Origin of the sequence: Actinotalea alkalitolerans (assembly GCF_023369855.1) — a bacterium.
Classification (GTDB): Bacteria; Actinomycetota; Actinomycetes; order Actinomycetales; family Cellulomonadaceae; genus Actinotalea.
Genome location: NZ_JAMBPP010000003.1, coordinates 317,626 through 339,964, shown reverse-complemented (window position 1 = coordinate 339,964; position 22,339 = coordinate 317,626). Strand labels below are relative to the sequence as shown.

General features: G+C 72.1%; 24 protein-coding genes and 2 tRNA genes. 14 read left to right on the top strand and 12 right to left on the bottom strand.

Translation table 11 applies throughout. From position 1 onward, the window contains the following. Positions 1-45 precede the first annotated feature (45 nt). Complete coding sequence (locus tag M1R94_RS05110) at positions 46-204, top strand: hypothetical protein (protein WP_249380574.1); 159 nt, start codon at positions 46-48, stop codon at positions 202-204. 95 nt (positions 205-299) lie between these two features. Here the strand turns inward: M1R94_RS05110 and M1R94_RS05105 are convergent, their stop codons facing one another. After that, on the bottom strand, positions 300-1,700 hold the full coding sequence (locus M1R94_RS05105; RefSeq protein ID WP_283252884.1) for a nicotinate phosphoribosyltransferase: 1,401 nt from the start codon (positions 1,698-1,700) through the stop codon (positions 300-302). Between the two features lie 56 nt (positions 1,701-1,756). Here M1R94_RS05105 and clpS point away from each other — a divergent pair, with 56 nt between their 5' ends. Genes clpS through M1R94_RS05070 form a run of 7 tightly spaced genes read left to right on the top strand, consistent with a single transcriptional unit; the run spans position 1,757 to position 7,536 of the window. Next, positions 1,757-2,071 (top strand): ATP-dependent Clp protease adapter ClpS, encoded by a 315-nt coding sequence (clpS, locus tag M1R94_RS05100; RefSeq protein ID WP_249380573.1) that lies wholly within the window; start codon positions 1,757-1,759, stop codon positions 2,069-2,071. Continuing rightward, positions 2,071-2,748 (top strand): DUF2017 family protein, encoded by a 678-nt coding sequence (locus tag M1R94_RS05095; protein WP_249380572.1) that lies wholly within the window; start codon positions 2,071-2,073, stop codon positions 2,746-2,748. Before clpS ends, M1R94_RS05095 begins: the two co-directional genes overlap by 1 nt. 31 nt (positions 2,749-2,779) lie before the next feature. Then, positions 2,780-3,595: a glutamate racemase gene (gene murI / locus M1R94_RS05090; RefSeq protein WP_249380571.1), complete on the top strand. Its 816-nt coding sequence runs from the start codon at positions 2,780-2,782 to the stop codon at positions 3,593-3,595. Beyond that, positions 3,592-4,401 (top strand): MBL fold metallo-hydrolase, encoded by an 810-nt coding sequence (locus tag M1R94_RS05085; RefSeq protein ID WP_249380570.1) that lies wholly within the window; start codon positions 3,592-3,594, stop codon positions 4,399-4,401. The genes murI and M1R94_RS05085 overlap by 4 nt, the downstream gene beginning before the upstream one ends. Positions 4,402-4,420: 19 nt before the next feature. Beyond that, on the top strand, positions 4,421-5,176 hold the full coding sequence (gene rph, locus M1R94_RS05080) for a ribonuclease PH (RefSeq protein WP_249380569.1): 756 nt from the start codon (positions 4,421-4,423) through the stop codon (positions 5,174-5,176). Continuing rightward, positions 5,173-5,820 carry a non-canonical purine NTP pyrophosphatase gene (locus M1R94_RS05075; RefSeq protein WP_249380568.1) on the top strand — a complete coding sequence of 216 codons (648 nt, stop codon included), beginning with the start codon at positions 5,173-5,175 and terminating at the stop codon, positions 5,818-5,820. Before rph ends, M1R94_RS05075 begins: the two co-directional genes overlap by 4 nt. Positions 5,821-5,874: 54 nt before the next feature. Then, positions 5,875-7,536, top strand: coding sequence for an ABC-F family ATP-binding cassette domain-containing protein (locus M1R94_RS05070; RefSeq protein ID WP_249380616.1), 1,662 nt, complete (start codon positions 5,875-5,877; stop codon positions 7,534-7,536). Between the two features lie 28 nt (positions 7,537-7,564). Here M1R94_RS05070 and M1R94_RS05065 read toward each other — a convergent pair whose 3' ends face one another. Next, a complete protein-coding gene (locus M1R94_RS05065; RefSeq protein ID WP_249380567.1) occupies positions 7,565-8,116 on the bottom strand; it encodes an NUDIX hydrolase family protein in 552 nt (183 codons plus the stop codon). A 104-nt stretch (positions 8,117-8,220) separates the two neighbouring features. On the opposite strand from M1R94_RS05065, the gene trxA reads away from it, so the two are divergent. Continuing rightward, a complete protein-coding gene (gene trxA, locus M1R94_RS05060; RefSeq protein WP_249380566.1) occupies positions 8,221-8,613 on the top strand; it encodes a thioredoxin in 393 nt (130 codons plus the stop codon). Positions 8,614-8,697: 84 nt separating this feature from the next. Continuing rightward, positions 8,698-10,602 carry an alpha-amylase family glycosyl hydrolase gene (locus M1R94_RS05055; RefSeq protein ID WP_283252974.1) on the top strand — a complete coding sequence of 635 codons (1,905 nt, stop codon included), beginning with the start codon at positions 8,698-8,700 and terminating at the stop codon, positions 10,600-10,602. Between the two features lie 18 nt (positions 10,603-10,620). Here the strand turns inward: M1R94_RS05055 and M1R94_RS05050 are convergent. Next, positions 10,621-10,705: transfer RNA gene (locus M1R94_RS05050), tRNA-Leu, on the bottom strand. 58 nt (positions 10,706-10,763) lie between these two features. Further along, the gene (gene bcp, locus M1R94_RS05045) at positions 10,764-11,231 is read right to left on the bottom strand and encodes a thioredoxin-dependent thiol peroxidase (RefSeq protein ID WP_249380564.1); all 468 of its coding nucleotides are present in this window, start codon (positions 11,229-11,231) and stop codon (positions 10,764-10,766) included. A 185-nt stretch (positions 11,232-11,416) separates the two neighbouring features. Between bcp and M1R94_RS05040 the strand changes: the two genes are divergently transcribed. Both M1R94_RS05040 and M1R94_RS05035 read left to right on the top strand, forming a co-directional pair. Next, positions 11,417-11,707 carry a hypothetical protein gene (locus M1R94_RS05040; protein WP_249380563.1) on the top strand — a complete coding sequence of 97 codons (291 nt, stop codon included), beginning with the start codon at positions 11,417-11,419 and terminating at the stop codon, positions 11,705-11,707. Between the two features lie 72 nt (positions 11,708-11,779). Then, positions 11,780-11,855, top strand: a tRNA-Lys gene (locus M1R94_RS05035). A gap of 356 nt (positions 11,856-12,211) precedes the next feature. Here the strand turns inward: M1R94_RS05035 and M1R94_RS05030 are convergent. Next, a complete protein-coding gene (locus tag M1R94_RS05030; RefSeq protein WP_249380562.1) occupies positions 12,212-13,417 on the bottom strand; it encodes a sensor histidine kinase in 1,206 nt (401 codons plus the stop codon). A 68-nt stretch (positions 13,418-13,485) separates the two neighbouring features. Then, positions 13,486-13,857 carry an ATP-binding protein gene (locus tag M1R94_RS05025; protein WP_249380561.1) on the bottom strand — a complete coding sequence of 124 codons (372 nt, stop codon included), beginning with the start codon at positions 13,855-13,857 and terminating at the stop codon, positions 13,486-13,488. A gap of 203 nt (positions 13,858-14,060) precedes the next feature. On the opposite strand from M1R94_RS05025, the gene M1R94_RS05020 reads away from it, so the two are divergent. Then, entirely contained in the window at positions 14,061-15,509 is a 1,449-nt protein-coding gene (locus tag M1R94_RS05020) for a dihydrolipoyl dehydrogenase family protein (protein ID WP_249380560.1), read from the top strand. A gap of 30 nt (positions 15,510-15,539) precedes the next feature. On the opposite strand, the gene M1R94_RS05015 is transcribed toward M1R94_RS05020, so the two are convergent. From M1R94_RS05015 to M1R94_RS05005, 3 genes are all read right to left on the bottom strand, one after another. Beyond that, entirely contained in the window at positions 15,540-16,565 is a 1,026-nt protein-coding gene (locus M1R94_RS05015) for a glycine betaine ABC transporter substrate-binding protein (RefSeq protein WP_249380559.1), read from the bottom strand. A gap of 149 nt (positions 16,566-16,714) precedes the next feature. Continuing rightward, positions 16,715-17,428, bottom strand: a complete 714-nt coding sequence (locus M1R94_RS05010) for an ABC transporter permease (protein WP_249380558.1) — start codon at positions 17,426-17,428, stop codon at positions 16,715-16,717. Positions 17,429-17,441: 13 nt separating this feature from the next. Further along, positions 17,442-18,113, bottom strand: a complete 672-nt coding sequence (locus M1R94_RS05005; protein WP_249380557.1) for an ABC transporter permease — start codon at positions 18,111-18,113, stop codon at positions 17,442-17,444. A 67-nt stretch (positions 18,114-18,180) separates the two neighbouring features. Here M1R94_RS05005 and M1R94_RS05000 point away from each other — a divergent pair, with 67 nt between their 5' ends. After that, entirely contained in the window at positions 18,181-19,266 is a 1,086-nt protein-coding gene (locus M1R94_RS05000) for an ABC transporter ATP-binding protein (RefSeq protein ID WP_249380556.1), read from the top strand. Between the two features lie 6 nt (positions 19,267-19,272). Here M1R94_RS05000 and M1R94_RS04995 read toward each other — a convergent pair whose 3' ends face one another. The 3 genes from M1R94_RS04995 to M1R94_RS04985 all read right to left on the bottom strand — a co-directional run bounded on the left by M1R94_RS04995 (position 19,273) and on the right by M1R94_RS04985 (position 22,244). Then, positions 19,273-20,913, bottom strand: coding sequence for a cation:proton antiporter (locus M1R94_RS04995; protein WP_249380555.1), 1,641 nt, complete (start codon positions 20,911-20,913; stop codon positions 19,273-19,275). A 112-nt stretch (positions 20,914-21,025) separates the two neighbouring features. Then, the gene (locus M1R94_RS04990; protein WP_249380554.1) at positions 21,026-21,778 is read right to left on the bottom strand and encodes an ion channel; all 753 of its coding nucleotides are present in this window, start codon (positions 21,776-21,778) and stop codon (positions 21,026-21,028) included. Positions 21,779-21,830: 52 nt separating this feature from the next. Continuing rightward, entirely contained in the window at positions 21,831-22,244 is a 414-nt protein-coding gene (locus tag M1R94_RS04985) for an STAS domain-containing protein (protein WP_249380553.1), read from the bottom strand. Positions 22,245-22,339: the final 95 nt, after the last annotated feature.

Genomic DNA, 22,339 nt, shown 5'->3' with positions numbered 1-22,339 from the left:
CATCCGGTACCCCCCGGGTGACCCACATCGGGAAGGAAAGTGACCATGCCTAGCTGGCTGCTCATCCTCGTCGTCGGAATCGTCCTGCTCATCTTCGGGATCGCGGTCGAGGCCGCTCAGTTCCTCATCTGGCTCGGCATCATCGTGCTGGTCGTGAGCCTGATCCTCGGACTGGTCGGTCGCGGCAGGGGATCACGCGTCTGACGCGTCGACGCCTCATCGGCCCGGGGACCCCAGCGATCGTGCTGCGGGTCCCCGGGCTTCGTCGTGCCCGGGGCGGCGCGCCCCTGCGGGTCCGGTCAACGGTCGAGGAGGAGCGGGACGGTCGGCAGGGCGGGGTCGCCCGCCGAGAGCCGGCGGGCACCGCGAGGCAGCTCACCGCGCGAGGCGAGGTGGCGCTGCGCCGCGAGCTCGACACCGGCGGCACCCGTGAAGCGGGTGTCGACCGCACCGGCCGCCACCAGCGGGACGTGCAGCGGGCGCAGGTCGGCGGTGTCCGGGGCCCAGGTGGCGACCGCCTGGTCGGGTCCGCCGACCACGACCTCCTCGACTGCGCGGCTGTCCGGACCCAGGCGCCGCCCGGCGCTCTTGCGACCACCCGTGCTGGGCTTGAGCGTCGAGGCCTTCGCCACCGGGTGCAGGGTGCCGTCGTGCCCCTCACGGGCCACCAGCTTGTAGACCATCCCGCAGGTCGGGGCGCCCGACCCGGTCACCACCGACGTGCCCACCCCGTAGGAGTCCACCGGAGCCGCGGCCAGGGCGGCGATCGCGTGCTCGTCGAGGTCCGAGCTCACCACGATCCGCGTGCCGGTCGCCCCCAGGGCATCGAGCTGGTCACGGACCTCCTGCGCGAGGGTCGGCAGATCCCCGGAGTCCAGCCGGACCGCGCCGAGCCCGGTCCCGGCGGCAGCGACGGCGTTCCTGACGCCCTGGGTGACGTCGAAGGTGTCGACCAGCAGCGTCGTGCCCGGGCCGTGCGCGGCGACCTGGCCGGCGAAGGCGCTCTGCTCGTCGTCGTGCAGCAACGTGTAGGCGTGTGCCGCGGTACCGATGGTCGGCAGGCCGTACCGCCGTCCGGCCTCGAGGTTGGAGGTCCCGGCGAAGCCGCCCACCACCGCCGCGCGGGCCGCGGCGACGGCAGCCTGCTCGTGGGCGCGGCGCGATCCCATCTCGAGGCAGGTGCGACCCACGGCCGCACTGGTCATCCGCGAGGCGGCTGAGGCCACGGCGGAGTCGTAGTTGAGGATCGACAGCACCAGCGTCTCGAGCAGGACGGCCTCGGCGAAGGTCCCCTCGACCACCATGACCGGGGAGCCCGGGAAGAAGCACTCACCCTCGGGGTATCCGCTGATCGAGCCGGCGAAACGGTAGCGGGCCAGGAAGTCCAGGGTGGCCCGGTCCACGACGCGCTCCTCGCCGAGCCATGACAGCTCCTGGTCACCGAAGCGGAAGGTGCTCAGGGCCTCCAGGACCCGACCGGTCCCCGCGAGCACCCCGTAGCGGCGGCCGGCGGGCAGCCTGCGGGTGAAGACCTCGAAGACGCAGTGCCGGTGCGCGGTGCCGTCGGCGAGCGCCGCCTGGAGCATCGTGAGCTCGTAGCGGTCGGTGAGCAGCGCGGTCGAGGACGGCGGCGGCGACCCGGTCGCGCGGGTGGTGAAGCTCACCCGTGAGGCGGACGGGGAGGGCAGCTCTGCGCTCATGACCACACCGTAGAGCCAGGGGGCGGGAGCCTGCCCGCTCTGCCTACAGTGGGGCCGTGACTGCGACGACGGTGCCCGGTGGCGCGACGGGTACACGGACGACCGCCGAGGCCGAGACCACCTCCGCGCCCGGCGACGACGGGTGGGTCACGGTCGTGTGGAACGACCCGGTCAACCTGATGAGCTACGTCACCTACGTGTTCCGCAGCTACTTCGGGTACTCCCAGGCCCGGGCGGACCACCTGATGCGCCAGGTGCACGAGGTCGGGCGCGCCACGGTGTCCAAGGGCAACCGGGAGCAGATGGAGAAGGACGTCCAGGCCATGCACGGCTTCGGGCTGTGGGCCACGGTCCAGGCGGTGGAGGCCTGATGCTCGCGTTCGGCAGGACGCCGGACGGCGTCGGCATCGGTGTGCGGCTCGACGCGGGGGAGCGGACGGTCCTGACCGAGGTCGTCGACCAGGTGCTCGCGTTGCTGAGCGACGACCCCGGAGGGACGGCCGAGCCGGGGCACGAGGGCGCCGCCTCGCACCCGCTCGACGGCCTTCGCATGGACGGGCCCGTCGAGGCGCCCACCGACCCGGCCCTGCACCGCCTGCTGCCCGACGCCTCGCGGGACGACGCCGAGGTCACTGCCGAGTTCCGCCGGTTGACCGAGGGAGACCTGCGCGCCACCAAGACCGGGAACCTCTCGCTGCTGCGCGGCCTGCTCGACGACGCTCGGCCCGACCTGGTGATCCCGGTCCGCGACGCGCCAGGGGTCGCCGCGGCGCTGACGGACCTCCGCCTGGTGGTCTCCCAGCGGATCGGGATCCGCACCGACGCCGACGCCGAGGCCGTCTACACCCTCGCGACCACCGGGGCCGCGGGACGCTCGGACCGGGTCGACGTGGGAGCGGTGGACTCCGACGGCTCCGCTGCGCGGGTCTTCCTGGCCACGGTCTACGTGGTGCTCTCGCTGCTCCAGGAGTCGTTGGTGGACCTCCTGCTCGACGACCTGCCGCTGGACGGCACGGAGGGATCCTCACCCTCCGACGTGGCGGAGTGAGTCCTGTCCTCGTCGTGGATAGGCTCGGCCCGTGAACGACGCCCCGATCGGCATCTTCGACTCCGGTGTGGGTGGACTGACGGTCGCGCGCGCCGTGCTGGACCAGCTGCCGCACGAGTCCGTGCTGTACATCGGTGACACCGCCAACAGCCCCTACGGCCCCAAGCCCCTCGCGGCGGTACGCGCACATGCGCTCGAGGTCATGGACGACCTGGTCGATGCCGGCGTGAAGATGCTGGTCATCGCCTGCAACAGCGCGTCGGCCGCGGTGCTGCGTGACGCCCGCGAGCGCTACACCCAGCGTCGGGGGCTCCCCGTGGTGGAGGTCATCCTGCCGGCCGCCCGGCGAGCCGCGGCGGCCACGCGCAGCGGACGGGTCGGGGTGATCGGCACCCGGGCCACGGTCGACTCCCGCGCCTACGACGACGCCTTCGCGGTGGCCGCCGGCCTGACGCTGACCTCGCAGGCGTGCCCGGCCTTCGTCGAGCTGGTCGAGGCTGGCCGGACCTCAGGACCCGACGTGCTCGACGTGGCGCGTGCGTCGCTCGCGCCCGTCCTCGCCGCGGGGGTCGACACCCTCGTGCTGGGCTGCACGCACTACCCTCTGCTGACCGGGGTCATCTCCTACGTGATGGGCGACGGGGTCACCCTGGTCTCGAGCGCCGAGGAGACCGCCAAGGACGTGTACCGCACCCTGGTGGCCCACGGGCTGCAACGTGACCCCACGCTGCCGCCGCCGGAGCACCGCTTCGTCTCGACCGGTGACGCGGAGTCCTTCTCGACCCTCGCCCGGCGGTTCCTGGGTCCTGAGGTGCTGAGTGTCGAGACCGCGGCGAGCCTGCGATGAGACTCACGGTGATCGGCTGCGCGGGCTCGTTCCCGGGTCCGGCGTCCGCGGCATCGAGCTACCTGCTGCAGTCCGAGGACGCCGAGGGGCGGACCTGGAACGTCCTGCTGGACCTGGGGAACGGGGCGTTGGGGCCGTTGCAGCGGGTGCTCGACCCGTCCGAGCTCGACGCCCTGGGCCTCTCGCACCTGCACGCCGACCACGTGGCCGACGTCTCGGCCCTGTACGTGTACCTCAAGTACCGTCCCGACCGGCCAGCGGCGCACGAACGGCAGCGACGGGGACCGCTCGCGGTGCACGGGCCCTTCGGCACGGCGTCACGTCTCGGTGCGGCCTACGGTCTGACCGCCGGCGAGAGCATGAGCGACCATCTCGCGGTGCACGTCTGGCGTCCTGACCGACCCGTCCGGGTCGGTCCCATGACGCTGATCCCGGTCGCCGTCGAGCACCCCGTGCCCGCGTACGGCGTGCGCGTCGAGGGGCCGTCCGACCACGACCCTGCCCGGACGGTGACGCTGGCGTACTCGGGCGACACCGACGCGTGCGCGGGGCTCGACGAGCTCGCCGACGGGGTCGACGTCCTGCTGGCCGAGGCCTCCTTCGTCGAGGGTCGCGACGACGGGGTCGACGGGATCCACCTGACCGGACGACGCGCCGGGGAGGCGGCCGCCCGGGGCCGTGTGGGACGTCTGGTCCTGACCCACATCCCGGCCTGGAACGCGCCCGGGGTGGGGCTGGCCGAGGCTCGCGGTGTGTACGAGGGACCGATCGAGCTGGCCGCACCGGGCGTCGTCGTGGTGATCTGACGTCACCTAGGGTCGGGGGATGACCTCCCACACACCTGACCCCGTGCTGCGCGCGGACGGCCGACGGCCCGACGAGCTGCGCCCCGTGACCCTGACCCGCAACTGGCTGGACTCGGCCGAGGGCAGCGTCCTCGTCGAGTTCGGCGGCACCAAGGTGCTGTGCGCCGCGTCCTTCACCGAAGGGGTCCCGCGCTGGAAGAAGGGCTCGGGCGCGGGCTGGGTCACCGCGGAGTACGCGATGCTGCCCCGCGCGACCAGCACGCGCAGCGACCGCGAGTCGGTCAAGGGCCGCATCGGCGGGCGCACGCACGAGATCTCGCGGCTGATCGGCCGGTCGCTGCGCGCGGTGATCGACGTCAAGGCGCTGGGCGAGAACACCATCGTGCTGGACTGCGACGTGCTCCAGGCCGACGGCGGCACACGCACCGCGGCCATCACGGGTGCCTACGTCGCCCTGGCTGACGCGGTGGCCTGGGGCAAGGCCAACGGGAAGATCAGTGGTACCCGACCGGTGCTGACCGACTCGGTCGCCGCGGTGAGCGTCGGCATCATCGACGGCACCCCGATGCTCGACCTGCCCTACGTCGAGGACGTGCGGGCCGAGACCGACATGAACGTCGTGGTCACCGGGGGCGGGCTGTTCGTCGAGGTGCAGGGGACGGCCGAGCAGGCCCCCTTCGACCGTCGCGAGCTCGACCTGCTGCTGGACCTCGCGGTGACCGGGACCTCCGAGCTGACCCGTCGGCAGGTCGAGGCGCTGGCCGCGGAGCGATGAGCGTGGCTGCTGCGCCGCGGCTGGTCCTGGCCACGCACAACCGGCACAAGATCGTCGAGCTCCGTGCGATCCTCACCCCGCTCGTCCCCGGGCTCGATCCCGAGGTGATCGTCGGCGCCGGTGACCTGGGTGCCCCCGAGCCGGTCGAGGACGGCGTGACCTTCGCCCAGAACGCGCTGGTCAAGGCGCGGGCCCTCGCGGCCTTCAGCGGCCTGCCCGCGGTGGCCGACGACTCGGGTCTGTGCGTCGACGTGCTGGGCGGGGCCCCCGGGGTGTTCTCGGCCCGATGGTGCGGGCGTCACGGGGATGACGCCGCGAACGTGGACCTGCTGCTGGCCCAGCTCGCCGACGTCCCGCCCGAGCACCGCGGTGCCCAGTTCACCTGCGCGGCGGCGCTCGTCACCCCGGACGGGTTCGAGCACGTCGAGACCGGGGTGCTCCGCGGTCGGCTGGCCACCACCGCGCGCGGGGCCGGGGGCTTCGGCTACGACCCCGTCCTGGTGCCGGACCAGCAGCCCGCCCGAGCGCGCGGCACCCTGCTCACCGGTGCCGAGCTCACCCCGCAGGAGAAGAACGCGATCTCGCACCGCGGTGTGGCCTTCCGGGCGCTGGCGCCGCTGGTCGTCGAGCGGCTGGGCCTGTGAGCCGTGGCGGGTGACCCGGTCGGGGGCGAGAGCGGTGTCGTCGACCCCCGAGTGGTGCACGTCGCGGCGCGCGACGTCAGCGTGGGATACCCCGGCAGGCCGGTCCTGGCGGGGGTGACCTTCACCGCCTCGGCGGGTGACCGGGTCGGTCTGGTCGGCGAGAACGGCACCGGCAAGACGACGTTGCTCCGGGTCCTGGCGGGCCTGCACGAACCCTCCGGCGGGACCGTGCGTCGGTCAGGATCGGTGGCGATGGTCGAGCAGGACCTGACCGCCCAGGACGGTGTGCGGGTCGGCGACCTGGTCGAGCAGGCCTTGGAGCCCGCGCGTGCCGCGGCGGCCGAGCTCGCCGAGGCGACTGCCGCGGTGGACGCGGCGTCGGCCACCGACGACCTCCAGGCGGCCGAGGTGGCTCAGGACCGGCTCGTCCGGGCGCTCGCCCGGGCCGAGCGGCTCGGTGTGTGGGACGCCGACCGGCGAGCCGACGAGGCGCTGAGCCGGTTCTCGGCACCCGCGGATCGTGCTCGTGAGCTGGCGAGCCTGTCGGTGGGGGAGCGGTACCGGGTGCGGCTGGCCTGCACGATCGCCCAGCGGGCCGACATCCTGCTCCTCGACGAGCCGACGAACCACCTCGACGCGGCCGGCATCGACCACCTGACCAGCGCGCTGCGCACGTGGCCCGGTGCCGTGGTGATCGTCACCCACGACCGGAGGCTGCTCGACGACATCATGACCGCGATCCTCGACCTCGACCCGTCGGTCGACGGTCGACCTGTGCTGTACGGGGCCACCAGCTATGCCGAGTACCGGTACGCGCACTGGCAGGCCATGCGTCGCTGGCGCCAGCGGTACGCCGCGGAGGTCAAGCGTCGCGAGAAGCTCGCCGAGCGGCTGGACGCCTCCTACGAGGGCCTCTCCGACGAGTGGCGCCCACCCAAGGGCAGCCAGAAGCACCGCAGGGCGACCCGCGCCCGGATCCACGTCAAGGCCGCCGACCGCCTGGTCGAGCAGCTCGAGGCTCAGGCCGTCGAGGTCCCGGTGCCCCCGGCGAGCCTGGTGTTCCCCGACCTGCCGACCCTCCCGCAAGGAGCGGACGGCAGCCACGCCCTGGTCGAGGTGAGGGGACCCCACGTGGCGGGCCGGCTCGACCTCGCCGGTGTCCGCGTCGACCTCCCGGCCTGCGGTCGGCTGCTGGTGACCGGGCCCAACGGTTCGGGGAAGTCCACGCTCCTGCAGGTGATGGCGGGGACGGTTCCCCTGGTCCGTGGCGTGCGACGCACCGTCGACGGTGTGCGGATCGGTGTGCTCGGGCAGGACGACGGCGCAGAGGTCGCCCCCGACCCGACCCGCACCGGCTTCGAGGCCTACGCTGCGCACGCGCTGTCCCTGCTGGACGCCGGTGTGCTGGACCCCTCGCAGCTCGTCCCGGTGGCCGCGCTCGGGCTGCTCACCGAGGAGGACCTCGAGCGACCGCTCGGCGAGCTGTCGGTCGGTCAGCGGCGCCGCTTCGACCTGGCCCGGGCTCTGCTGGCAGCCCCCCACGTGCTGCTGCTCGACGAGCCGACGAACCACCTGTCGGTCACCCTGGTCGACGAGCTCACGCAGGCGCTGCGGCTGACCTCGGCAGCGGTGGTCGTCGCGACCCACGACCGCAGGATGCGCGCCGACCTCGCCGACTGGCTGCAGCTCGACCTGGGGCATCACCGCACGATCTGACCCGGACCCGGACCCGGTCAGGACGAGGTCAGGGGATGCGCCCCACGTGCGCCATGGCCTGGCGCAGGAGGTACCCGTGGCCGCCGGTCATCTCGACCTGGACCTGCTCGCCGCAGGCCTCCTCGGGGGTCATCCACGCGAGGTCGAGCGCGTGCTGCTGCGGCTCGCAGTCGCCGGTGACCGGGACCACGTAGGCCAGCGACACGGCGTGCTGGCGCGGGTCGTGGTAGGGCGTGACACCGGGCGTGGGGATGTACTCGGCCACCGTGAAGGGCTGCGGGGAGGACGGGATGCGCGGCAGCGCCATCGGTCCGAGGTCCTTCTCGATGTGGCGCAGCAGGGCGTCGCGGACCCGCTCGTGGTACAGCACCCTGCCCGAGACCAGGGCCCGCGTCATCGCCCCGTGCTGGTTGACCCGGAGCAGCAGGCCCACGGCGATCACGTCCCCGCTCTCGTCGACGCGCACCGGCACGGCGTCGACGTACAGCAGCGGCAGGTGGGACCGTGCGACGGCGATCTCCTCCTCGCTGAGCCAGCCATCGGGGGTGTGGTCCTCGGGGAAGTCGGCGGTCTCCGTCATGCAGCCGAGGCTACCGGTGCCGGAATACTGCCCGCGGCACGCTGTTGACCACCAAGAGGAACCCAGTCGACCGCCAGCCTCGGCTCACCGCCGGAGAGGAACCCATGCCCACCGTTGATCTCACCGAGGAAACCTTCGAGCAGACCGTGACCGGGAACGACATCGTCCTGGTCGACTTCTGGGCTGAGTGGTGCGGCCCCTGCAAGCGCTTCGCGCCGGTCTTCGAGGAGCACGCCGAGGAGCACCCTGACGTCGTGCACGCGAAGGTCGACACCGAGGCCGAGCAGAGCCTGGCCGCCGTCGCGGGCATCACCTCGATCCCCACCCTGATGGCCTTCCGTGAGGGGATCCTGGTCTTCTCCCAGCCCGGTGCCCTGCCCAAGCCCGCGCTCGAGCAGGTCGTCGCAGCTGTCAGGGGCCTGGACATGGACGACGTCCGCGCGCAGCTCGCCGCGCTCCAGGACGGTGCACCCGAGAACGGCACCCCCGCCACCTGAGGCGCGTCGGCGGTCCCGACCCGGTGTCCGTAGTCTTGCCGCGTGAGCACCCAGCCGTCCGCACCCTCGCCCCGCACGGCCGCGATGGCCGCCATCGAGGGGGCGCGGCTCCCGGCGACGACCCCGCAGGAGTGGTCGACCCTCCTGGTTCGCGTCGATCGTGAGCTCGGTCGGCTCGAGCGGCTCTTCACCGAGGTCTACGGCACCAGCGAGCGCACCTCCCGTGAGCTCGCGCTGCTCGCCGGCCAGCTCGCCACGAGCTGGCAGGAGCGACCGGCCGAGCTCAAGGCCGTGGACGCCGCGCGCGAGGCCGAACCCACCTGGTTCGCCTCGAACCAGATGCTCGGAGGTGTCTGCTACGTCGACCGGTACGCGACCGACCTCCAGGGTGTCCGGGACCGCATCCCGTACCTGCGGGAGCTGGGACTGACGTACCTGCACCTGATGCCCCTGTTCGAGGCGCCCGAACCGAACTCCGACGGCGGGTACGCGGTGTCCAGCTACCGTGCCGTGAACCCCGCGTTGGGCGACATGGACCAGCTGGCCGCCCTCGCGGCCGAGCTGCGTGCCAGCGGCATCGCGCTGGTCGTGGACTTCATCTTCAACCACACCTCGGACGAGCACGAGTGGGCCCGGCGGGCGCTCGCAGGCGAGAAGGAGCACGAGGACTTCTACTGGGTGTTCCCCGACCGCCAGATGCCCGATGCCTATGAGCGGACGGTCCGCGAGGTGTTCCCCGACGACCACCCCGGGGCGTTCGTGCCGATGCCCGACGCCCCGGACGGCTCACGGACCGGCCGATGGGTCTGGGCCACCTTCCACAGCTTCCAGTGGGACCTCAACTACTCCAACCCGGCAGTCTTCCGGGCCATGGCCGGCGAGATGCTGTTCCTGGCCAACCAGGGGATCGACGTCCTGCGGATGGACGCCGTCGCGTTCATCTGGAAGCAGCTGGGCACCTCGTGCGAGTCGCTGCCCCAGGCTCACCTGCTCATCCAGGCGTTCAACGCGGCGCTGCGGATCGCGGCACCGGCGGTGCTGTTCAAGTCCGAGGCGATCGTCCATCCGGACGAGGTGATCGGGTACATCTCGCCGCAGGAGTGCCAGATCAGCTACAACCCCCTGCAGATGGCCCTCATCTGGAGCTCGCTCGCGACCCGCGACGCCCGGCTGCTCCAGCAGGCTCTCGAACGCCGGCACGCCCTGCCGCCGGGGACGGCCTGGGTCAACTACGTCCGCAGCCACGACGACATCGGGTGGACCTTCGCCGACGAGGACGCCGCCGAGCTCGGGATCGACGGCGCCGCCCACCGCCGGTTCCTCAACCAGTTCTTCGTCAACAGGTTCCCCGGCTCGTTCGCCCGAGGGGTGCCCTTCCAGGACAACCCCCGCACGGGGGACTGCCGCATCGCCGGGACGACTGCGTCCCTCGCGGGTCTCGAGGCCCAGGACGCGGGGGCCGTGGACAGGATCCTGCTGGCGCACTCGATCATCCTGTCCACCGGCGGTCTGCCGCTGCTCTACCTCGGCGACGAGGTCGGTCAGCTCAACGACTACGGGTATCTCGACGACCCCGGCCACGCAGGGGACAGCCGGTGGGTCAACCGCCCGCCCTACCCCGCCCGGGCGTACGCCCAGCGGCTGGACCCCACGACGGATGCCGGCCGGATCTTCCGGGGGCTGCGGCACCTGGTCGAGGTGCGCCGCCGTACCGACGAGCTGGCCGGCGGGACACTGGTGCCCTTCGACGCCAAGAACCCTCACCTGCTCGCCTACCAGCGGCCCGGCAAGGACGGTGACCGGAGGTCGACCGTCCTTGTGGTCGCGAACTTCGCCGACGACGAGCAGTCGGTCGACGCGCTGACGCTCTCGGGGCTGCCGCCCGACGCCGAGGACCTGCTCACCGGACAGCGGCGCGACCTGACCGATGGCCTGGTGCTCCCTGCGCACGGCATCCGGTGGCTGAGGGTCGTCCACGCGACGACCTGAGCCCGTCCGTCATCACGGTGGTGCGCGAGGCGGGAGTCGAACCCGCACGCCCGAAGGCACCAGGACCTAAACCTGGCGCGTCTGCCGATTTCGCCACTCGCGCTCGGTGCTGAGCCTACGACCTGGCGCAGCCACCGACCTGCCCCGCCACAGCGACGGTGTCAGGCGAGGCCGAGGTCGCGCAGCAGCTTGGCGACGTGACCGGTGGCCTTGACGTTGTACTGGGCGAGCTCGACGCGCCCGTCGGCGTCCACCACCACGGTCGAACGGATCACCCCGGTGACCGTCTTGCCGTACAGCTTCTTCTCGCCGAAGGCGCCGTACGCGCTCAGCACCGACCGGTCGGCGTCCGAGGCCAGCGGGTAGGTGAGCTCGGCGGTCGCGGTGAACTCCGCGAGCTTGTCGACAGGGTCGGGGGAGATGCCCAGCACCGTGTACCCGGCCTTCCGCAACGCGGAGAGCGAGTCGCGGAAGTCGCAGGCCTGGGTCGTGCAGCCTGGCGTCATCGCCGCGGGGAAGAAGAAGATGACGACCTTCTGACCGCGCAGACCTGCCAGGGCGACCTGACCGCCGTCGGCGGTGAGAAGGGTGAAATCGGGGGCGTGGTCACCGATGGCGAGACGGCTCATGGATCTCCTCAGATCTCCTCAAGGACGGGCTGCTCAGCGTACCCAGCCAGCCGCCGGTTGCCGCTCGCGGGGCGGATCCGACCGGTTCGTCCTGTTCTCCCGCGGACACCTCTTGCGCATCGGGCCGCCGGATGGTGCGGTGTGACGAGCAGCGCCTGTGCTGCCATGACGAGAGCAGGTGGGTGATGGTCGTGGACCAGGACGTCACGCCGCATTCAGGTGACGACACCACGGCGGGCCCGACCCCGGCGGGGACGTCGGACGAGCAGCCTTCGCAGGAACCGGACCCGACGGCGCCCGAGGCCTCGTCGGACGTCATGGCGCTGCTCGCCGAGCACGTCCCGCTCGCGCTGCTCGCCGACCTCGTGGCCCCGGACGGGCCGTCCTCGCCCGAGATCCTCCAGGACGAGGGCCTGCCCGAGGTCGCCTGGTGGGACGGCGACGAGGAGCCGGAGGCCCCCACCGCGACGGAGTGACACAGGTCACCCGGCGCAGGGCGGCCACCAGTTTCGCCGCACCTGCTCGGCGGTGCTAGCCTCGTGCACCGCGCGCCATTAGCTCAATTGGCAGAGCAGCTGACTCTTAATCAGCGGGTTCGGGGTTCGAGTCCCTGATGGCGCACCACGGAGAAGCCCTTGACCTGCGGCGACGCGGATCAGGGGCCTTTTCTCTTGGGTGGCAGCCCCGGACACTCGCAGGCTCCACGCGGAGGTCGGAGGTGTCGCCGCTGCGTGGGTGGCACGGGGTCCCCTTGGTGGGACCCCCGCGGTGGTGGGCCGTGATCCTCCACCCGGCACCGATGACGCCGCTCGACCTGGTCGTGATCTCAGGCCTCACCGTCGCGCGCCTGGCGGTCGTGGTGCGCCCGCCCCATCTGTGAGAGCAGGACCTGGCCGGTGGTCGGCGGTGACCGGCCTGCCCAGCACGTCGCGACGCCGGCGCGGCGTCGTCAGGAGCGCACCTGCGCCATACACGCGTCGTCAGTCCGGCAGGTCGAACCACACGGTCGTCCGGCCCGGGGTGCTGACGTCCGCGCCGATGGTTCCCCCGTGCGCCTCCACGACGCGCCGCGCGGTGGCCAGGCCGATCCCGCTGCCACCCAGGCTCGGCCGTGCCTGGGCGTGCAGGGTGAAGACCTCCTCGACGGCCTCGGCCGGTATCCCGGCACCGTGGTCGGTCACCGAGACCCGCCAGCCGTCGTCCCGTCGCGTGGCGGTCACCTCGACCTGCGGTGCTGTGCCCGGCCGCGTGAACTTCAGGGCGTTGCTCAGCAGGTTGAGGAACACCCCGTACAGCTGGTGGACGTCGCCCGTGACCGTGGGCAGCGGGCCGACCTCGATCCGGGCGTCCCGTTCATGGACCTGAGGACCGAGGTCTTCCAGGACCATCTCGACCAGGGAGGCGAGATCGACGGAGGTGCGCTTGAGCTCGGCGCCGACGCGGGCGTGGGCAAGGATCTCGCGGATCAGGGTCGACATCCGGCGCCCGCTCTGGAGCGTGGCGTCGACCAGCTCGCTGAGGTTCTCGTCCTGGGCGACCTGGGGCTCGAGTGCCAGCATCTCGGTGTTCGCGAGGATCGCGGTCAGCGGGGTGCGCAGGTCGTGGCTGATCTGCCCGGCGAAGAGGGCGAGGAGCCGGTTGGACCGGCGCAGCTCGTTGCGGGCCGTGGTCAGCTCGGCGACGGTCTGCTCGAGCTGACGGGTGCGCCGCCCCAGCTCCAAGACGTCCACCACCCGCTGGGCGAGCTGGGTCAGGACCTCACGCTGGCGGGCCGTGATCTCCCGAGGCTCGGAGTCGAAGACGCACAACCGGCCCAGGACGGTTCCCTCGGGGGTGACCAGCGGCGCCGAGGCGTAGAAGCGCACGTCCCCGAGGGTCCCGTCGACGAACGGGTTGGTGCGGAACCGGTCGTCCGACCGGGCGTCGGCAACCATCACCGTGCCGGCGTCCTCCAGGACCGCCGCGCACATCGAGTCGGCTCGGGCGCAGATCGACGGCTCGAATCCCGCCGTGGCGATCTGATGCTGCTCGGTGGCGGTCACCATGTTGATCGCCGCGGTCGGCACCCCGCAGATCTCTGCTGCGAGCTCGACGAGCGCCTGCAGGTCACGACGCGGAGGAGCGACCACCACGCCGTACCCCTCGACGCGCTCGTCGAGGGGGTCGCCCGCGCTCACGGTCCCCACGCACTGAGCCTGCCACCGCGCGCGAGCGCCGTCGACGTGAGCGGCGTGCCGACCTCGGCGCTCAGAGCTCAGAGGGCGACCTGGAACCACACCGACTTGCCGTTCGCCGGGTGGCTGTCCACTCCCCAGCGTGACGCCAGCCGGGAGACGAGCTGGACCCCTCGCCCGCCGGGGCCCGTCGAGGGAGGGTTGCGCAGCACAGGGTGCTCGGGGCTGTCGTCACTGACCGAGACGCTGAAGCCGGAGGCACCGGTGAAGGTCTCCACGGTGATGACGCCCCCGGGCGGACCGTACTTGACGGCGTTGGTCACGAGCTCGCTCGTGAGCAGCTCCACGGTGCGGCGGGTGTCCGCTGCCATCCCCTGCCGCTCAGCCTGGGCCAGCACCCAGTGCCTGCTCTGCGAGATGCATCGCGGTGTCGCGCGGAACCTCCGGCTCATTCTGACTCCTGCTGATCGATCCCCCCCGGGTGTGGCTCCCGCCGCTCCGGCCATGGGTCAAGGGTGGGGCCAGATGCCCCGATCCGCAGCCTGAGAGCCGAGATCCGTGACCCCGACAGGGCGACACGCCCGTCCAGGGGTGCGCCGGCGCCGGCGAGAGGTGACCATGGAGTCGCAGTCCCGCCCCCGACCTGAGGAGTCTCATGACCGGCACGGAGCCCACGGCCCGCACCTGCGACGTCGTCGTGGTCGGTGGTGGTGCGGTGGGTGAGAACGTCGCCGACCGTGCAGGGCGCACCGGCCTCGAGGTGATCCTCGTCGAGTCCGAGCTGGTCGGGGGGGAGTGCTCGTACTGGGCCTGCATGCCGTCCAAGGCGCTGCTGCGTCCGGGTGCGGTCCTCGCCGCCGCGCGGGCGGTCGACGGTGCGGCGCAGGCGGTCACCGGAGGCATGGACCGTGCTGCGGTCCTCGCCCGCCGTGATGGGTTCGCGAGCCACTGGGACGACGCCAGCCAGGTCTCCTGGCTCGAGGGCGCAGGCATCGAGCTGATTCGTGGGCACGCACGCGTGGTGGGACCGCGTCGGGTCGAGGTCACCGGAGCCGACGGTGGCGTGAGCATCCTCGAGGCCAAGCACGCCGTGGTGCTCGCCACAGGCAGCGAGCCCGTGCTCCCCGACGTGCCTGGACTCGTGGCATCCCCACCGTGGACGAGCCGCGAGGCCACCGCGGTCCAGGACATCCCCGAGTCTCTCGCGGTGATCGGCGGTGGTGTGGTCGCGGTCGAGATGGCCACTGCCTTCAGCGACCTCGGGACGAGGGTCACGCTGCTGGTACGCGGTGACCGGCTGCTCTCCGGGACCGAGCCGTTCGCGGGCCGTGCGGTGGCCGCGGGTCTCGTCGGTCTGGGGGTCCACCTGCGGTTCTCGACCGAGGTCACGCAGGTCGAACGCGTCGACGGGCAGGTGAGGCTCACCCTGAGTGACGGCGAGCCCATGCTCGCGGCCGAGGTCCTCGTGGCTGCCGGGCGCCGGGCGGCCACCACTGACCTCGGGCTCGAGGCGATCGGGCTCGTCCCCGGCGAGCCGCTGACCGTCGACGACTCGATGCGGGTCAACGGGGTCAAGGACGGGTGGCTCTACGCGGCGGGCGACGTGACCGGGCGGGTCGCGACCACGCACCAGGGCAAGTACGACGCCCGTGTGGCCGGGGACGTCGTGGCCGCCCGCTTCGGTGGGCAGCGACGAGCGGCCGACGCAGCCCACCCGTGGAGCCGCTACCGGGCCACCGCCGACCACCACGCGGTCCCGCAGGTCGTCTTCACCCGGCCCGAGGTCGCGACCGTCGGGCTCACCGAGGCGCAGGCTCGTGCCGCCGGCTACCCCGTCCGCAAGGTGCAGCTCTCGCTGGGTGCGGTGGCCGGAGCCGCCGTGTCCGCGGACGGCTACGAGGGAACGGCCGCGATGGTCGTCGACACCCATCGTGAGGTGCTGCTCGGTGCGACCTTCGTGGGTCCCGAGGTCGCCGAGCTGCTGCACGCCGCCACCGTCGCCGTGGTCGGCGAGGTCCCGCTCGACCGCCTGTGGCACGCCGTGCCCGCCTACCCGACGGTCAGCGAGATCTGGCTGCGCCTCCTCGAGGAGTACGGCCTCTAGCCCGGTCTGCGTCGCCTCGTCCGGGACGCCTCAGCCGTCGGCCAGGGCGGCGTCGGAGGAGAAGACCAGGCCGACGGCGATCTGCCCCTGCTGGAGGGCGGTCTTGGTCAGCGGCCCTCCCGCGTCGAGCGAGGTGAACTCTGCGACCTGCAGGCCGTAGACCTCCTCCAGGCCGGGCTGGCAGAACGGACGCTCGGGGCACTCGGGCGGACCTCCGAGCACCAGCTCACCGCACGTCTCGGCCAGCTCGCTGAGCGTCGTGACGCCGTACTCGTCGGCGAAGGCGGTGGTGACCGCGAAGGCGTTCTGGTCCTGGGCATCGGCGGGGGTACCGAACCGCAGACCGACCTCGTCGCCGAGGGCGGTCAGGCCGAGCATCGTCTCGGTCAGGTCGGAGCTGGCCACAGGCGGGGCGTCGGCCCCGTTGACCTTGCTGTTGAGGAACTCGGTGAGCGTGCCGACGTACTCCGGCACGACGCTGAGGTCGCCCTGCTCGAGGGCCGGCTCGTAGGTCTCCCGGTTGCCGATGGTCTGCGTCGAGGCGTCGAATCCCGCGGCCCGCAGCGCGCCCGCGTAGATCTCGGCGAGGGTGGCGCTCTCGGAGAAGTTCCCCGCACCGACGACGAGGGTGGTGCCCTGCCCGACGTCCTCGCGGTCCGTCAGGCCCTGGTCCTCGAGGTACTGCGCTGCCACCTCGGAGGAGGTCTGGCGGTCCACGTCGACGGCCTTGTTGAGCTGGATCAACGTGTCGGTGTCGAGCGTCGCCGAGACCTCGTCGAGCACCTCGAGGATCTCCGGCGAGGTCTCGGCGGCCGCTGCGTTGACCGCGGGCACGATGTTGTCGACCGTCTGGAGCCCCAGGTCGTCGTCGAGCACCACGAGCTGGTCGCCGGCCACGGGCGCACACGCCTGCAGGGCGTCGGCGTCCGTGCCCGCCTCGGCGGTCGGGCTCGGCGCGGTCCCGCCCGGGCTCGACGAGCCGGCCTCCCCGCAGGCTGCGGTCAGCAGGAGCGCTGCTGCCGCCACGAGGGCAAGGGTCGAACGACGTGCGCGCATGTGGGCTCCCTGGTGCTCGGCCGCTCGGATGCGGCACCGAGATCATTCGAACCCGGAACGCGCGGATCGGCAACCAGGTGGGGCGCCTGGGTGATCACGGTCCGATCACGATCCGGTCACCTGGCGAGACCGTCCACGGACCGAGCGGCTCAGACGCGGCTGGACGAGCGGTCAGGATCTGCCTGCCCTGTCGCGTACCGGCGCATCGCCTCGGGGGTCATCAGACGCTGGGTGAGGCCGAGCACCCCCTCGGCGATCAGGCAGAGCGCGGCGACCAGCAGCGCCCCCGCCAGCACCTCGCCGAAGCGGCGGGTGCCGAGCCCGACCACGATGTAGACGCCCAGGCCCCCACCACCGACCAGGGCCGCGAGGGTGACCGTCGCGACCACCTGCACCGCGGCCGTGCGCAGGCCCGCGGCGATCATGGGCAGGGCCAGGGGGATCTCGACCTGGGCGAGCGACCGCAGCCCGGTCATCCCCATGCCCCGTGCGGCGTCCCGGGCGGCCGCGTCGACCTCGAGCAGTCCGGTGTGGGTGTTGGTGAGGATCGGCGGGATGGCGAAGATCGCCGTGGCCAGCACCGCCGGGCGGTTCCCGAAGCCCAACGAGGTCGACGCGAAGATGAGCAGCAGGGCGAAGGTCGGCAGGGCGCGGGACGCGTTCGCCACCAGGACGGTGAGCGTCCCGCCACGGCGGCGGTGACCGAGCCACACACCGAGCGGCAGGGCCACGAGGCTTGCCAGGAGCACCGCCAGCACGGACATGGTCAGGTGCTCGCCCGTCCGCGCGAGGATCCCCCTGGACCCCGTCCAGTTGGCGGGGTCGTTGAACCAGACCAGGGCGGCCTGGAGGACCTCCGTCATGCCCGCGCCCCGCTCATCCGGCCCGCACCGACCGGGTCCACGGCGTGGCGAGCCGTCCGGCGAGCAGGATCAGCACGTCCGCGACCACGGCGATGGCCACGGTCAGCAGGGTGGCGGTCATGATCTCGGCGCGGTAGCTGCTGTTGAAGCCGCGGAACATGAGCTGCCCGAGGCCACCGAAGCCCACGACGATGCCGATGGTGACCAGCGCGACCGTCGAGACGGTGGCCAGGCGCAGCCCGACGACGATCGCAGGCAGCGCGTTGGGCAGCTCGACCGTGAGCAGCATGCGGACGGGCCCGTACCCCAGCCCGCGAGCGGCGTCGCGCACCTCGGGGTCGACCCCCTCGAGTCCGACCAGGACGTTGCGGACCAGCACGAGCAGCGCGTAGGCGACCAGTCCGATGAGCACCGTGGTGCGCCCGATCCCGGTGAACGGCGCCAGGATCGCGAACAGGGCCAGCGCGGGGATCGTGTAGAGGACGCCACTGACCCCCAGGACCAGGGCTGCGACGCGCGGCCTGCCATGGGCGAGGACGGCCAGGGGCAGGGCGATCAACGTGGCGATGGCGATGGTCTGGGCGGTGAGCGACACGTGCTGCTCCACCGCGACCGTGAGGTCGCCCCAGTTGCTCTCGACGTAGCGCCAGGACAACCAGGGGTTCGCCGGCGGGGAGGCAGTCACCTCCGGCACGCTACCCGCAGGTCTTCGGCACGACGACCGGGTGGGGCGCGGGGTAGCGTCGCTGCGCATGAGCACCCCATCGGCGCCCGCGGGCGACGGGTCGTCCCTCGACGGTGATCGGCCGGGTGCGACGGACGCGGTCATCAGGCTCGAGCAGGCGCGCAAGGAGTACCCCGACGGCACGGTCGCGGTGCAGGCGCTGGACCTCGAGGTCCACCGGCACGAGCTCCTCGTCCTGGTCGGGCCCTCGGGCTGCGGGAAGTCCACGACCCTGCGGATGGTCAACCGGCTGGTCGAGCTCACCTCAGGACGGGTGCTGCTCGAGGGGGAGGACGTCGCCCGGGTGGACCCGGTGGCGCTGCGTCGCCGCATCGGCTACGTGATCCAGAACGTGGGGCTGTTCCCCCACCGCACCGTCGGGCAGAACGTCGCGACCGTCCCCGACCTGCTCGGATGGGACCGGGCGCGCACGCGCCGCCGGACGGCTGAGCTGCTCGAGCTCGTGGGACTCGACCCCTCGGTGTACGCCTCCCGCTACGCCCACCAGCTCTCCGGGGGTGAACGGCAGCGGGTCGGGGTCGCCCGGGCGCTCGCGGCCGACCCCCCGGTGCTGCTCATGGACGAGCCCTTCGGGGCGGTGGACCCCGCCGGCCGTCGTCGGCTCCAGCAGGAGTTCTGGCGCATCCAGCGAGAGCTCGGCACGACCGTGATGCTGGTCACCCACGACGTCGACGAAGCCGTGCGGCTGGGGGACCGGATCGCCGTGTTCAGCCGCGGTGGCCGCCTCGAGCAGGTGGCCGACGCGGTGAACCTGCTGGCCCGGCCGGCCCCCGGCATGGTCACGGACCTCGTCGGCAACGGCCGGGCGGTACGCCTGCTGAGCATCGGGGAGGTCACCGTCGAGGACCTCGAGGCGGTGGGCCACGACGACCTGGACCGGCGGGTCGAGGTGCGGACACCGGGGCTGGGGCCACACCAGGGACTGCAGCTCGGCAGCCGCCTCGACGACGCCTTCGCGGCACTCGCCGCCTCGGGTGGGCGTCCGGTCCCCGTCACACGCGGTGCAGGGGACGTCGTCGGGCGTCTGAGCCCCGACGGGCTGCTGGGCGCGCTGCGCCGGATGACCGCCCACCTGCCCGACCCGGTGGAGTAGGGCTGCTCAGTCCTCCTTCGACGGGTCGGGGCGGTCGAACAGGAACGGAAGGTTCTGGTCGGCCGCATCGGCGAAGGGGCGCATCACGGTGACCCCTTCCTCGCCCGAGAGCACCTCGGCCTCGCGCACGCTGAGCGCCGTCAGCGCGACCGTGCCACGGAACCCGTGGTGCCGCAGTGCCTCGAGCAGCGTGAGGTTGACCGAGAGATCAGGCACCGTGCACACCACCGCACGTGCCTGCGACAGGGGGAGCGCCTGCGCGAGCTCGGGTTCGGTGATGTCCCCGTAGAGGGTCTCGACCCCCTTCTCGCGCCAGGTGCGCAGCGCGTTGGGGTCGAAGTCGACCAGCAGCAGCCGACCCTGGGCGTGCCTGCTGGACAGCAGTGCGCTGCCGAACCGCCCCCCACCGATCACGATCGCGTCGTAGGCCCCGCCGTCCTGCGGGCCCTCCTGCCCACGGGTCGGTGCTGACCGCTCGAACACCGACAGCGCGGGGGCGATCCGCTCGTAGATCTCCTTCGAGTACAGGATCAGGTAGGTCGACAACCCGATGGTGATGACACCGACCATGGTCACCAGGCTGACCGCGGGGCTCTCGATGTGTCCCACCGACAGGGCCAGTGCCGCCAGGATGAGCGAGAACTCGCTGATCTGCGCGACCGCCAGCCCCGACAGGAACGACACCCGTTTGCGGTAGCCCATCAGGCCCATGATGACCATGACGATCAACGGGTTGCCGATCAGGACGAAGGCGGACAGCACCAGGGCGGGGCCGATCTGCGCCGCGGCCTCGCCGAACTCCATGGTCGTGCCGAGGTCGATGAAGAAGAACAGGATGAGGATGTCGCGCAGGCTCACCAGCCGCGCACCGAGCACCTCGCGGTAGGCGGTCGAGGCCAGGGAGATCCCGGCGACGAACGCCCCGACCTCCATGCTGAGCCCGATCCAGTCGCTGAAGGCGCCGACGGCCACGGCCCACGCGAGCCCCGAGAGGACGACGAGCTCGGGTGATCCGGCGAGGCGGTCGAAGAGCCAGGGCAGGGCGTAGCGTGCGAGCACGGCCACCCCGAGCAGGAAGCCCACGCCACGCAGCGCGATCAGGGCGACCTCGCTGCCGACGGCGTCACCCCCGCCGGACCCGGTGGCGGTGATGACGATCATCGCGAGGACCACGACGATGTCCTGGACGATGAGGAAGCCGATGGCGATCCGGCCGTGCAGCTCGTCGAGCTCACGCTTGTCCGAGAGCAGCTTGACGATGATGATCGTCGAGGAGAAGGTCAGCGCGACCGCGACGTAGATCGACGTCACGACGTCGTAGCCGAGCGCCCAGGTCAGCACGAAGCCGACCACCGAGGTGAAGACGACCTGGCCGAGACCCGTCACCAGCGCCACCGGCCCGGTGCTCCGGATCAGGTGCACGTCGAGCTTGAGACCGACGAGGAAGAGCAGGACCGCGATGCCCACCTCGGCGAGCAGGGCCACCTGCTCGGTCGCAGTGACCAGTCCCAGCACTGCCGGTCCGACCAGGATGCCGACCGCGATGTAGGCGATGATCAGTGGCTGCCGCAGGAGCCGCGCGAGCCCACCCGCGGTGGCAGCGATGAGCAGGATGGCGGCGACCTGACCGAAGTCGGAGTCGAGCATGCAGCTCCCCGGGTCGGGTCGGGTTCGGTGGACCGTGCCCACACTGTAACGAGCCGATCACGACCCGCGGGGCCCCCGGACGTCGCCGACCCCGGGCGCCGACGGGGTGCGCTCAGGCGCCCGGCATCACCCAGTGCTCCAGGATCCGGGCCTTGGCGGCGGAGTACTCCGCGTCGGTCAGCACGCCGTCCGCGTGCAGAGCGGACAGCTCGCGCAGCTGCGCACCGGGTCCCGCCGGGTCCGTCCCCTCCGGCCCGTCGTCGGAGGTGACGAAGTAGGCCGCCACGCTGGCGGTCACCACTCCCAGCACGCTGATCCCGACGATCATCAGCGCGGCCGCGACCACCCGTCCCATCCCCGACACCGGGTACTGGTCGCCGTACCCGACCGTGGTGACCGTGGTCATCGCCCACCACAGGGCATCGGAGAAGGAGGTGATGTTCGACCCGGGCGTGCCCCGCTCCGCGTCCAGGATCGACAGGGCCCCGATCAGGACGAGCACGGCGGCCGAGACGAGGACGGCCTGCCCCGTGCGCAGCAGCCCACCGCCACGGGTGAGCAACGAGTGGCCGGCGGCGAACACCCGCAGCACGCGGAGCGGGCGCAGCATCGGCAGCAGCACGGTGAGCACGTCGATCGGATGGTGCAGCAGGTAGGACGCCCGACGTCGCGCCATTGCGACCCGGATCGCGAGGTCGACCGCGAAGAGGGCCCACACCGTGACGTTGGCGACCTGCATCGCGCTGATGACGCCTCTGGGGAGGTCGGGCCAGACGATCGGGATGCCGTAGACCAGGAAGAAGATCGCCGCGAGGGCGGTGAGGGCTTTGGAGGTGCGGGTCTCGTACTGCTCGAGGCGGGTCACGGATCCTGATGGTGTCGCGGCTCGTGCCGCGGCGCCAGTCCCGCCTCACCGCTCAGCCGGGGCTCGCCGTGGTGGGGCTGTCGTCCGTGGTGGTGGGTGACAGCGCAGGTGCGGCGCCGTCACGCGCGGAGTCGTCCGCCGGCAGCAGCGCGCTGACACCGGTGACGTCCAACAGCTCGCGCAGCATCCAGGGGGCGTTGCGCAACGAGACGGGGTACTGGTGGGTCTCGGCGTCGCGGGCCAGCCGCACCAGGACCGACATCCCCGTCGAGTCGATGAACTGCACCTGCTCGGCGTCGATGACCAGCGGCAGCGCGCGTTCGGCGACGGCCGCGCACAGCGGGCCGGCGGTGTGTCGCACCGCGAGGTCGATCTCACCGTAGAGCGTGATGATCGACCTGTCGGGCAGCTCGTGCAGGCTCATCCCCGAACCGTGCTCGGGGTCCTTCCCGGGTGCCTCAGCCATCCGCGTCCCGCCTCCTTCATGTGCTGTCGTCACGTGCCGGACCCCCGCGACGATCCAACCCCAGATCTGCCGTTCAGGCATGGCGAGCGATCGGC